Genomic DNA, 12,111 nt, shown 5'->3' with positions numbered 1-12,111 from the left:
GGCGCGGCGATGGCTGCGCTCAATGTTCCCGCAGGAGACGACCGAGCCCGCCGATCCGGGTTTTGTTGCCGCACAGCCTCAGCGCATTCCACAGAATGACCTGATTGGAGGTGAGCACCGGCAACCCCGTTTCGGCCTCGATCGCCTCGATCTCCGAGAAGGTGGGCAGATCGGTGGCCAGGAGAACGATGGCCTGCGCCCCCTCGCGCCGGAGCCCGGTCGCAAAGTCCCTCACCGTCTTGCCCGGCACCTTCGGCACGTCGGTCATGGCCAGTATGTCGAGCGTGTCGTTGGAGGCGAGATCGTAGCCGGGCCTGGCGAAGAAGGGCGGCACGAGCGCATGAACACCGCGTGGATAGGGCGTACCGAGCGCGATGCGACGCGCGCCGAGGGCCTGCAGCGCCGCTTCGAGGGCCGTCCAGGCGCTCGTGCAGACGATGCCGGTCCGTGACGCCATGGCAGCCGTGCGCTCGGCGTTCCAGTTCGGTTCCATGATGAATGTCGTCACCATGTCGGCGTAGACGAGGACGTCGACGCCGGTGGCGTGAAGCTCTTCGACCGCACGCTCGAAATGCTGTTCCATGTCATGGACCGCATCGGGAGTAAGGTCGCCCTTGGCCAGGATCCGGGTGCAGTAGACGGCCGCGTCCCGCGGCAGGTGGGCCCAGATTTCCGGCTCCAGCGTGGCGTTGTTGGCCGGCACCACGATGCCGATGCGCCCTCCAGTCCCGAACATGGCTTTTCCTTTTCGCATTTGGATCGCCATGCCTCCCGCGGGGCGCAAAGCGGCGATCTATCTCCTCGTTCAGCATCGGACTTTTCCGAAAAGCGGATGCCGCTTCTCGGTCCGGTGCCCTAGCTGTTCAGCCGGTCATAAGCGGCCTTGGCCTGCATCGGCGTGACGAGGCTGGCGCCGGTTCGCACCGTGTGGTCCATGAAGCGGCGGAAGCGGTCCAGGTAATGGGGCATGCCGAGCGAGGAGGTATGGAACAGGATGTGGACGAATTGCGGCCCCTGCCACCGCCCGCGCTCCAGTATGTGCTCCCAGACGCGCTCGAGCCTGCCGTCCTCGCCGGCCTCGGTGTAGAGCATGTTCTCGATCTCGCCGCCCAGGCCATCGGCACCGAGCGGGATTTCCAGGATGCTCGATACCGGGCCGTCGAGGCCCGCATGGCCGCCATAGCGCAAGTAATGCGCCGATAGCGGCGCGCCGCCCCAGCGCGCATCCCAGGACGGGCGATCGAGCCCGGGCGCGCTGGAGAAGTCGACGCAGACTCCCTCGCCTTCGAGCGCCGGCGTCAGGTAATCGAGATAGGCGAAATGCCCGCCCCGGTAGGATTTCGCTTGCAGCCCCGCCGCTTCCAGCTCGGCTCGGCGGTCTCGGATGACCTTGAGCATATGCGCTTCGTCGGCGTTCATCGTGCCCTGGCGGGCGATCTCCTCATGGGTGTGCAGGCAGATCTCGGCGCCATGGGCCACCGCCTTGCGAAAGAAGCCGAGGAACGGCTCTTCATAGAAGCCACGGCGATTGTAATAGCCGCTATGGACCGCATAGACGGCCTTGCCGCCCGTCAGCGAGATCATCTCGTCGACACAGGCCTCGACCTCGCGGGCGCAGACATCGAGGGGCGGCGGCTCGGCGATATAGTCGCGCTCGGGGCTGAGCGGGGCGAAATTGGCCCAGGTCACGTCGACCAGCGGCACGAAATAAACCAGCGGTTCGGTCGTCATCGCGAAACTCCGCCGCCGTTCAGCAGCCATGCCGGCCCGACAACTGCCCGCCATCGACGAGCAGGGTCGTGCCTGTGATGAAAGAGGCTTCGTCGGAAGCCAGGAAAAGCGCCGCGGCGACGACCTCCTCCGCCTTTCCGGGGCGGCCGAGCGGTTGGGTCGCGACGATCCGCGCGATCGCTTCGGGCGGGATCGAGGCGTTGATCGGCGTGTCTATGAAGCCGGGGCATACCGCATTGATGCGAATCCCATGGCGGGAGTAGTCGAGCGCGATCTGCTTGGTCAGGTTGTGAACACCGGCCTTGGCGGCGCAATAGGCCGGGTATTCGGGCCTGGCATAAAAACCGAAGGTGCCGCCCGTATTGACGATAACGCCCTGCCCACGCGCGACCATATGCGGCAGGACATGCTTGCAGCCGAGGAAAACGCTTTTGAGATTGGTGGCGAGCACCAGGTCCCAGTCCTCCTCCGAGAGATCGCAGACCGACGCCTGGCGGGTGATGCCGGCGTGATTGTACAGAATATCGACCTGCCCGAAGCGCTCGATACCTAAGTCGATCATGGCCTTTACATCGGCGGATTTCGTCACATCCGTGCGGGACGGAGCGGCACGTCCCCCCTCTCCCACGATCATGGCGGCCGTTTCCTTCGCACGCGCTTCGTCGATATCCGCCGCGACGACCTGAGCTCCCTCGGCGGCGAAACGTTGCGCGGCGAGACGCCCGATGCCGGACCCCGCTCCCGTGACGATCGCGACCTTTCCTCGGAACCGCATGTGCCTTCCCTCACTGCCGGCAGCGTTGACAGCTTTCCTCCGGCTCGTGATAATTGGATACGAAAATCCAATTATGCGCAAGGGGCATCGCCCGCCGGGCGCAGGGGAAGAGGCTATGGCGCTGTTCGATCTCGTGGTGGCCGGCGGAACCTTGATGACGGCCGGGGGCGCCGTTGAGGCCGGGATCGGCATCCACGAGGGCCGGATCGCCGCGTGGCTTTCGCCCGGCCTGGAGGTCGACGCGCGTGAGCGGATCGATGCGACGGGGCGCTTCATATTGCCGGGCGTGGTCGATGCGCATGTGCATTTCCGCGACCCCGGCCTCGTCCACAAGGAGGATTTCCAGACAGGCTCGGCGGCGGCCGCGGCAGGCGGCGTCACGACGGTGATGGTGATGCCGACCGATGATCCGCTGACGCTGACGCCCGATGATTTCGAGGCGAAGCGGCGGTTGGCCGAGGGACGAATCCATGTCGACGTCGCGCTGCAGGCCGCGCTTGTCGCCGACACGGACCATGTGGCGGCGCTGGCCGATCTGGGCGCGGTATCCTTCGAAGCCTTTCTCGGCGATATACCGTCGTCCTTGCTGATGCCCGACATGGGTCGTTTCCAGGCCGCGCTCGAAGCCGTGGCCACGGCCGGCTCGGTGCTCGGCGTCAGCGCTGCCGACGACGGCGTCATCGCCCTTGCCCTCGCCGGCGTCCGCAAGGACCCGCAGGCCGGGGGGCTCGGCTTCTTCCGGTCCCGCCCGCCGCTCAGCGAGACGGTGGGGGTGGCAAAGGCCTGCGCGGTCGCCCGGCAAGTCGGCGGGCGCATGCATTTCCGGCAGATGAGCTGTGCGGAGTCGACGCTCCTGCTCGAGCAGGCCCGGGCCTGCGTGCCGGGCCTCTCGGCGGAGGTGACGCCCCATAACCTGCTGCTCACCCAGGATGAGATCGTTCGCCAGGGGCCCTTCGCAAAGGTCCTGCCTCCTCTGCGGCAGCCGGACGACCTCGCCGCACTTTGGCGAGCCTTGAAGCGCGGCGTGATCGACATCGTGGCGACCGACCATGCGCCGCATGCGCCCGAGGAGAAAAAGGCCGGGCTCGACGACATCTGGCAGGCGCCGGGCGGCTTCCCGGGGGTGCAGACCCTGTTGCCGCTCCTGCTCGACGCGGTCGCCGCGCATCACATCTCCTGGGCCGATCTGGTGCGCATCGCCTGCGAGATGCCGGCCCGGCTGTTCGGGCTTTATCCACGCAAGGGCCATCTCGCGCCCGGGGCGGACGCCGATCTGGTGATCGTCGATCCGGCGCGCGCCATGACGATCCGCAATGAGGACCAGCTCAGCAAAGCGGGCATCACGCCTTTTGCCGGCCGCGCGGTGCGCGGCACGCCGGTGCTGAGCCTGCTGCGAGGGCGGGTCTTGATGCGCGACGGACGCATCGCGGGCTCGCCCAGGGGTGAGGTCGTCGGCCCGAGCCGGGGGGCGGCGCGCCAGGGCGCTTCCGCGATCGCCGATCTCCGGCCCGCTGTTGACAATCTTTGACAGCCGTCGACAAATGGATACAAGTATCCAAAAGATGGTGGCCATGAACCGACGCAATGACCATCCCGCGAGCCCAGCGCCGCTGCGCCCTGCCGCCCGGCGCGCGTCGAGCATGCCGCGTTCCGCCATACGCGAGATCATGGCGATGGCCGCCGGCCGGCCCGACGTCATCCATCTCGAGGTCGGCGAGCCCGATTTCGGTACGCCCGGGGACATTACCGAACGCGCCTTCGAGGCGGTGCGCGCCGGGGCCACGCGCTACACGCCCAATGCCGGGATGCCGCGCCTGCGCGAGCTGGTCGCCGGGCGCGTCGCCGCCCGAACCGGCGCGGCGGTCACAGCCGCCGAGATCGTCATCACCACCGGCGCCATCGGCGCCTTGTTCACCGCGCTCAACGTGGTGGTCGACGCCGGCGACGAAGTCCTCGTTCCGGATCCCGGCTGGCCGAATTACGAGAGCATCCTGCACCTCGCGGGCGCCACGCCGCTGCGCTACACGATGAGGCCGGACAATGCCTTCCTGCCCGATCTCGACGAGGTCGAGCGCCTGATCGGGCCGCGCACCAAGGCGATCCTTCTCAACTCGCCCGGCAATCCGAGCGGCGCCGTGTTTCCGCAGGCCGTCATGGAGCGGTTCGGCACGATCGCCCGCCGCCACGGTGTCTATCTCATCAGCGATGAAATCTACGAGGACATCGTTTTCGAGGGCGAGCCCGTCTCGGCCTTGAGCGTCGCGCCGGCCGACCGTGTCCTGCTGATCTCCGGCGTCTCGAAAAGCTATGCCATGACCGGCTGGCGGCTCGGCTGGATGGTCGCTCCGGCGCAACTTGCGGCACTCGGCGCGGGGCTGCAGGAGCCCGTCACCTCCTGCCCTGCGGCGCCGAGCCAGGCAGCGGCGATGGCCGCGCTGGCAGGGCCGCAGGACGAGGTTTTCCGTTTCCGGGATATCTTCAAGCGCCGGCGCGACATTGTCGAAGAGGTGTTCCGCGGTACCGGGCTTCTGCCATTCGTCCCGCGCGGAGCTTTCTACGCCCTGATCGACATCGGCCGGTCCGGGCGCGATTCACTAAGCTTTGCCAAGGATCTCCTGATCCGGGACAATGTGGCCACGGTTCCTGGCATCACATTCGGCCCTTCCTGCGAAAACTTCGTGCGCGTCGCGTTCACCACCGAGGACCGCAAGCTGCGCACGGGCCTCGAACGTCTCCGCGACCGTCTTCTGGCGAGCGACGGGTGACCCGCCCCGGCCCGCCGCCGGAGGCGGGCGGTTTCGAGATCCATGCCGCACCTCCTTCGACAGGGTGCACCGAACAGCAAGGGCGACACGAGGGTAAGATGGCGACGATCGAGCCAGACCGCTTGATGAGTGATCTGCGCAAGCTCGCGGAATTTGGAAAATATGGTGCCGGTGTCGACCGGATCGCCTTTTCCGAGCCCGATCTTGCGGCCCGGCGCTGGCTGCGCGACCGGATGGAAGTGGCCGGGCTCGATGCAGGGATCGACCGTTTCGGCACCGTGCTCGGCCAGGCTCCCGGTGTCTCGCGGGCGGTCCTTATCGGCTCGCATAGCGACAGCGTCCCGCGCGGCGGCTGGCTCGACGGGGCGCTCGGCGTCGTCTTCGGATTGGAGATTGCGCGCGCGCTGAGGGCCGAAGGCCTCGGGAATGTCGATGTCGTCTCGTTTCAGGACGAGGAAGGAAGCTACATTCCCTGTCTTGGCAGCAAAGCCTTCCTCGGTGAGCTCGACGAGGCGGAGCTGGCGGCGATCGAGGGGCCGGAAGGGTTGCCCCTCGACCGTGCCGTCGCCAGGCTGGCGCTCGCCCCGGACGCCTTCCGCATGGACGGCGGCCGCGTGACCGCCTTCTTCGAGGCCCATATCGAGCAGGGGCCGCGGCTCGAAGCCGCGAAGGTGCCGATCGGGGTCGTCACCGGAATTGTCGGCATCAGGCGCTTCCGGGTCACCACGCAGGGCGAGGCCAACCATGCCGGCACGACGCCCATGGAGATGCGGCGCGACGCCGGCCGGGCTCTGATCCGCTTCGCCGCCGCCTTGCCGGGCCTGATCGCCGGCAACGGCAGTCCGGATACGGTCTGGAATATCGGCGTGATGGGCTTCTCGCCGGGCGCCGCCAATGTCGTCCCCGCGGAAGCCTCGATGATCGTCGAGATGCGCGATCTCGACGCCGCGACACTGGATCGACTTGAACAGGCACTGCTTGCGGCCATACGCGCCGAGGACGGCCTGTCCGGAGTTGCGATGACGGCGACACCCGCCGGCAGAGTCCATCCGGTCGCCATGGATGCCGGCCTCCAGAGCCTGATTGCCCGTGCGGCGCAGCAGCGCGGGATCGCCTTCTCGCCCATGCCTTCCGGAGCCGGCCACGATGCGATGGTCATGGCCCGTGCCTTGCCGAGCGCCATGCTGTTCGTGCCCAGCATCGGCGGTCGAAGCCACGATACCACGGAAAACACGAACGAAGAGGACATCGTATTGGGCTGTCAGGTGCTGGCGGATGCGGTCGCCGCGCATCTGCGGAGTGTGATCTGATGAAGTTGCTGTCGGAAGCGGATGTCTACGCGCTGGCCAATCCCGACGAGGCCATCCGGGCCTCTCGCGTTGCCTTCGAGGCGCTGTCCAGCGGCCAGGCCGACATGCCGATACGGGCGGAGATCCACCGGCCCGATGTCGGCGGCGTCATACTGGTGATGCCCGGCTTGATCCGCGATCGGGTCTTCGGCCTGAAGATCATCGCCAATCGGCGCCGCGAAGGGGCCGAAGGTCTTGCGACGACATCCATGATCCTGCTCTTCGAAGCCGACAGCCTGGCCCCTCTCGGGCTGGTCTCATCCGATTATTTCACCGATTTCCGGACGGCGGCGGGGCTGGCCGCGGCGACCGACGAGCTGGCGCGCCCGGATGCCCGCGTGCTCGCCGTCTACGGCTCGGGCAAGCTCTCGGAGCCGAGCGTCCGCCTGATCGCCCGCGTCCGTTCCCTCGAGCGTGTCATCCTGGTCGGTCGCACGCCGAGCCGCGTGGCGGCGCTCGCCGAACGGCTGAGGCGCGATCCGCTTCCGGGCAACCCCCGCATCGACATCGACATCGGCCCTGACGACGCGGCCGAAAAGGCCGACATCGTCACGGCCGTGACCAGCGCCGTCGCGCCGGTCTTCGACGGCAGGCGCATCAGGCCCGGCACGCACATCAACGCCGGCGGCGCCTTCCAGCCGACGACCCGCGAGGTCGACGACCACGTTGCCGGGCGCGCCTGCTGTTACGTCGACTCCATGGCCAGTTGTCTGGAACGCGCCGGCGATATCCGTATCCCGCTGGATTCAGGCGTTCTGGACCGGCGCCGCCTGCGCGGCGAGATCGGCGCGTGCCTTGCAGGCAGAATTCCCGGCCGCCAGTCCAGAGACGAGATAACGATGTTCAAATCTCTGGGCACCGCCGTGCAGGACCTGATCCTCTGCGAGGATCTGCTGCATAAGGTCGGATCTGCTCATGGAATGACCTTCGATCATCTTGGAGATTCCGCATGCATGGCATAGCCACCCTGCAAGCTATTGACCATGGCGCGCATCTGCCAGATTTCGGCGGGCCGCTCCTTAACTGAGCGGCCACAACAGGATTCTGGAGAGATCTTCATGCGCCGCATCCGGCAGACCCCTCAGCAACTCGCCTACGAGTATTTGCGCAACCAGATCGTCTCCGGACAATTCCCCGGCGATATGCGCCTGAAGTCGGAGAGTATCGCCGAGGTGCTGGGCCTGAGCCGCATGCCGGTGCGCGAGGCGCTGCGCCAGCTCGATGCCGAAGGCCTCGTCACCTTGCGCCCCAATCGCGGGGCCGTGGTCACCAATCTCACGCCCGAGGACATCCTTGAACTGTTCGAGATGAGGGCCGCGCTGGAGGCCCTGGCGGCCGGCCTTGCCGCGCGGAAGGCGAATGCGGACGATCTGGCCGCTCTCGATTCCGATCTGGTGCACATGGCCCGGATCAAGCCGGATCATATGCAGTGGGTCGTGGAGCACGACCGCTTTCATGACCGGATCTGCCTCCTGTCGGGCCGGCAGCGGCTGTGCAATCTGATCAGCAACAGCCGGCAGCAGGTCCGCCCCTATATTCGGCTTTACGTCGGAAATCATGTCGAGCCGGAGCTGGTGGGCCATGAGCACCGCCTGATCCTCGACTGTCTGCGGGCACGCGACCCCGCCAGGGCGGAAACCGTGATGCGCGATCACGTCATGCACAACGGCGAGACGATCGTCGCGGCGCTCAAGGGCATGCGCCCGGTGGAAAGCAAGGTCGTGCCGCAGGACGAGGCGGGGCCGCGCCCTGCCCGCGCCGCCGGCGATATCGGAGCGGGATCATCATGACGAGATGGCGGGCGCCTATCCATGATCCAAATCCCGGCCGCCGCGCCGCGCCCGGATGCGCGGTCGCTCCCGCAAGCGGCCTGTCTCGATGAACACCCTCCTCGACCTGCAGCCGGGGCTGATCTGGACGTATCGGCAAACGCTGTTTGAGGCCCTGCTCATCACTCTTTGGCTGACGGTAGCCTCGTCGATCGCGGGAATATCCGTCGGTGTCGTGCTGGCTGTCGCCGAGCGCCTGATCGGGCGCAGCCTGTCCTGGCTGGTGACATGCTATGTCGAGTTGTTCCGCAACACGCCGTTGCTCGTGCAACTGATGTGGATGCATTTTGCATTGCCGATGATTACAGGCGTGCCGCTGACACCTTCGCAAAGCGGCTTTTTTACGCTGACATTGAGCGCAGGAGCCTATTTCACCGAGATCGTTCGAGGCGGCATCGTCGCCATCCCGCGCGGCCAGTGGGAAGCGAGCAATGCCCTGGGGCTGCCGCGCTGGCTGACGTTTCGCCTGGTGATCTTGCCGCAGGCCCTCAGGATCATGATGCCTCCGCTCGTCAACATGATCCTGAGCGTCTTCAAGGGCACGACCATCATGTCGATCCTGTCGGTCGGCGAACTCCTGCAGAACGTCAGCCGCATCAGCAACTACACATTCCGATCTGTAGAGATCTTCACGTTTGCTGCACTGATCTATCTTCTGATTGGACTATCGTTCGACATGCTCGCCAGGCATCTCGAAAGCCACCTGCGTCAATCCGGGAGGTAGGCTGATGTTCTTCGACTGGAGCGTTATCTTCCGCTACTGGCCAAATCTGCTGCAAGGCTTATTCGCGACTGCGTGGATAACGCTCCTGGTTTTCGTGCTTGGATCGATCATCGGCTTGCTCGTCGCCGCCATCAATGTATCCGGAAGCCGCAGCGGGCTTATAATTGGCCGTTTATACGTCAACGTATTTAGAAATATACCAGAAATGGTTTTGATATTCTGGTCTTATTATTGCCTTCCACAGATTACGAATCTCGGTCTCTCCGCCCTGTTCACAGGAATATTGGCCTTGTCGCTGGGAGCTGGCGCAAATCTCGGCGAGATTTTCCGCGCCGGCATACAGTCCGTGCCGCGCGGCCAGTATGAAGCTGCGCTCGCCCTGGGGCTATCGCCCCTGCCGCGCTGGGGACGCGTGATCCTGCCCCAGGCGATCAAGCGCATGGTCGCGCCGATCGTCAATTACTCAACCGAAATCCTGAAGCACTCAACGTTATTATCCACAATCGGAATTGTAGAAGTTGCGCAGGTTGCTTTTAGCCTTGGTGGTCAGACTTATAGATATCTGGAATTTTTTACGGTTATAGGCGTTGCGTTTTTTATAATAATATTCCCTATCAGTGTTATTTCTCGAAATTTAGCAACGAGGGAAGCCGGATCAACGTAGAACACACCATCCAACGAGGAGACATGAACATGCCGAAACTATCAAAGTTTTTTGCTTTATTGTTCGCGCTAGCCATGTCGCTCATGGCCCAGAATGCCTTCGCGCAACAGGATCAGGCCATTCAGCGTATAAAGTCCTCCGGGGTCTTGAGGGTCGGTATCGCGGAATCGCCTCCATTCGCCATCAAGAATCCTGCCAACAATACCTGGGAGGGCTTCAACGTCGATATGGCGAATGACCTCGCCAAGGCTATGGGCGTAAAGCTGCAAATCGTCGATTCGACTTGGCCGACCATCATCAGCGGCATGATGGCAGGGCAATATGATGTTCTCATGGCCTCGACTTTCGCGACGCCCGATCGAGCCATGTCGGTTGTCTTCACCGATGGCTATATCATCGCCGGTGAACTGATCCTGGTTCATAAGGATGCTCCCTTCCAGAAGCACGAGGATCTGAACAAGGCAGGCATTACCTTATCTGAACTTGGCGGCACCAGCAACGAACAGACGGCACGCACGCTCTTCCCCAAGGCGACGATACGCGTGCTGACGACGGAAAATCAGGTGGCGCCGGTGCTCGAGGTCGCGAACAAGCGTGCCGATGCGAATGTCGGCGACGCCAACAGCATTCGTGGATTCGTACGCGCCAATCCGCAGGCGCCCGTGCGCATCCTGGAGCCGGATCGCCAGCTGAACTCGCGTTTCCGGGCATATTCGGTGCGCCCGGGCGAATATCATCTTCTGAATTTCCTGAACACCTGGATCGAAAGCCAGCGCCTCGCTGGCCGCCTCCAGGAGTTGAAGGAGAAGTGGGAGCTGTAACGAATGGAAGGGGGGCGGGTGCCGCCGCGGCTGCGCCAGCCCCCCTATTTGAGGGAGCCTCGCCAAGGCGTCTGCGCAGGGCGACAAGCCACAGCCCGAACCTTGTTTATCAGCGGGTTAGAGGCCAAGCGCTCCGTGGCGCGCGCCGCCGGAGAACTTCATCGCTTCGGCGTATCCGGAAGCGACATTCTCCGCCCTCCTGACAGAACCTGACACCGGGAACAAAAAAAGAACTTGCTGGCCGGAACAAAACATGATCATCCTCATGGCAAGGCGTGATTGAGATGTCCCCGCCGCCCTGCCATAAGGAGCCGAGACCCGTGAATCAGGCAAACCTCAGACTCGTGGAAGGCTCCTCGATGGACAAGGCCAAGGCGCTCGACGCGGCGCTCTCCCAGATCGAACGCGCCTTCGGCAAGGGCTCGATCATGCGGCTCGGCAAGAACCCGCAATCGATCGAGATCGAGACGGTCTCGACGGGGTCGCTCGGCCTCGACATCGCGCTCGGCGTCGGCGGCCTGCCCAAGGGCCGCGTCATCGAGATCTACGGGCCCGAATCCTCGGGCAAGACCACGCTCGCGCTGCACACCATCGCCGAGGCGCAGAAAAAGGGCGGCGTCTGCGCCTTCGTCGATGCCGAGCACGCGCTCGATCCCGTTTATGCCCGCAAGCTCGGCGTCAATCTCGACGATCTCCTGATCTCGCAGCCCGACACCGGCGAGCAGGCGCTCGAGATCACCGACACCCTCGTTCGCTCCGGCGCCATCGACGTGCTCGTGGTCGATTCCGTCGCGGCGCTGACCCCTCGCGCCGAGATCGAGGGCGAGATGGGCGACGTCCAGCCCGGCCTACAGGCGAGGCTGATGAGCCAGGCGCTGCGCAAGCTCACCGCCTCGATCTCGCGCTCGAACTGCATGGTGATCTTCATCAACCAGATCCGCATGAAGATCGGCGTGATGTACGGTAGCCCGGAGACCACCACCGGCGGCAACGCGCTCAAGTTCTACGCTTCCGTACGCCTCGACATCCGCCGCATCTCGACGCTGAAGGAGCGCGACGAGGCGACCGGCAACCAGGTTCGCGTCAAGGTCGTCAAGAACAAGGTCGCGCCGCCCTTCAAGCAGGTCGAGTTCGACATCATGTTCGGCGAGGGCATCTCGAAGGTCGGCGAACTGATCGATCTCGGCGTCAAGGCCGGCATGGTCGAGAAGTCGGGCGCCTGGTTCTCCTTCGACAGTCAGCGTCTCGGCCAGGGCCGCGAGAACGCCAAGAGCTTTCTCAGGAACAATCCGGATCTGGCGGCGAAGATCGAGGCCACGATCCGGCAGAATTCCGGCCTCGTCGCCGAGCGCATCCTCGACCAGGCGCACCCGACCGCGGACGACCTCGACGAAGGCGAGGCCTGAGCCGGCCCGCCCAAGCCGTCATTGCGAGGGTTAAACGAAGCAATCCC

General features: G+C 64.7%; 12 protein-coding genes. 9 read left to right on the top strand and 3 right to left on the bottom strand.

Features of this window, described 5'->3' with window-relative positions:
* Window positions 1-19 precede the first annotated feature (19 nt).
* From M9917_RS14200 to M9917_RS14190, 3 genes are all read right to left on the bottom strand, one after another.
* Window positions 20-736 (bottom strand): maleate cis-trans isomerase family protein, encoded by a 717-nt coding sequence (locus tag M9917_RS14200; protein ID WP_297254520.1) that lies wholly within the window; start codon window positions 734-736, stop codon window positions 20-22.
* Between the two features lie 119 nt (window positions 737-855).
* Window positions 856-1,731 (bottom strand): hypothetical protein, encoded by an 876-nt coding sequence (locus tag M9917_RS14195; RefSeq protein WP_297254519.1) that lies wholly within the window; start codon window positions 1,729-1,731, stop codon window positions 856-858.
* Window positions 1,732-1,750: 19 nt separating this feature from the next.
* On the bottom strand, window positions 1,751-2,506 hold the full coding sequence (locus tag M9917_RS14190) for an SDR family NAD(P)-dependent oxidoreductase (protein ID WP_297254518.1): 756 nt from the start codon (window positions 2,504-2,506) through the stop codon (window positions 1,751-1,753).
* Between the two features lie 115 nt (window positions 2,507-2,621).
* Here M9917_RS14190 and M9917_RS14185 point away from each other — a divergent pair, with 115 nt between their 5' ends.
* From M9917_RS14185 to recA, 9 genes are all read left to right on the top strand, one after another.
* Window positions 2,622-4,034 carry a dihydroorotase gene (locus M9917_RS14185; RefSeq protein WP_297254517.1) on the top strand — a complete coding sequence of 471 codons (1,413 nt, stop codon included), beginning with the start codon at window positions 2,622-2,624 and terminating at the stop codon, window positions 4,032-4,034.
* 43 nt (window positions 4,035-4,077) lie between these two features.
* Window positions 4,078-5,271, top strand: a complete 1,194-nt coding sequence (locus M9917_RS14180) for a pyridoxal phosphate-dependent aminotransferase (protein WP_297254516.1) — start codon at window positions 4,078-4,080, stop codon at window positions 5,269-5,271.
* Between the two features lie 98 nt (window positions 5,272-5,369).
* Window positions 5,370-6,581 (top strand): hydantoinase/carbamoylase family amidase, encoded by a 1,212-nt coding sequence (locus M9917_RS14175; RefSeq protein WP_297254515.1) that lies wholly within the window; start codon window positions 5,370-5,372, stop codon window positions 6,579-6,581.
* On the top strand, window positions 6,581-7,582 hold the full coding sequence (locus M9917_RS14170; RefSeq protein WP_297254514.1) for an ornithine cyclodeaminase family protein: 1,002 nt from the start codon (window positions 6,581-6,583) through the stop codon (window positions 7,580-7,582). The genes M9917_RS14175 and M9917_RS14170 overlap by 1 nt, the downstream gene beginning before the upstream one ends.
* Before the next feature lie 96 nt (window positions 7,583-7,678).
* Entirely contained in the window at window positions 7,679-8,410 is a 732-nt protein-coding gene (locus M9917_RS14165; protein WP_297254513.1) for a GntR family transcriptional regulator, read from the top strand.
* Between the two features lie 88 nt (window positions 8,411-8,498).
* Window positions 8,499-9,173 (top strand): amino acid ABC transporter permease, encoded by a 675-nt coding sequence (locus M9917_RS14160; RefSeq protein ID WP_297254512.1) that lies wholly within the window; start codon window positions 8,499-8,501, stop codon window positions 9,171-9,173.
* A 4-nt stretch (window positions 9,174-9,177) separates the two neighbouring features.
* Entirely contained in the window at window positions 9,178-9,837 is a 660-nt protein-coding gene (locus M9917_RS14155) for an amino acid ABC transporter permease (RefSeq protein WP_297254511.1), read from the top strand.
* 29 nt (window positions 9,838-9,866) lie between these two features.
* Window positions 9,867-10,658, top strand: coding sequence for a transporter substrate-binding domain-containing protein (locus tag M9917_RS14150; RefSeq protein ID WP_297254510.1), 792 nt, complete (start codon window positions 9,867-9,869; stop codon window positions 10,656-10,658).
* 320 nt (window positions 10,659-10,978) lie between these two features.
* Window positions 10,979-12,064: a recombinase RecA gene (recA, locus tag M9917_RS14145; protein ID WP_297254509.1), complete on the top strand. Its 1,086-nt coding sequence runs from the start codon at window positions 10,979-10,981 to the stop codon at window positions 12,062-12,064.
* Window positions 12,065-12,111 lie beyond the last annotated feature (47 nt).

It is taken from the genome of Bosea sp. (in: a-proteobacteria) (assembly GCF_023953965.1).
GTDB lineage: Bacteria > Pseudomonadota > Alphaproteobacteria > Rhizobiales > Beijerinckiaceae > Allobosea.
Note: the sequence above shows the minus strand (reverse complement) of the source record. Positions and strands in the feature narration are given on the sequence as shown.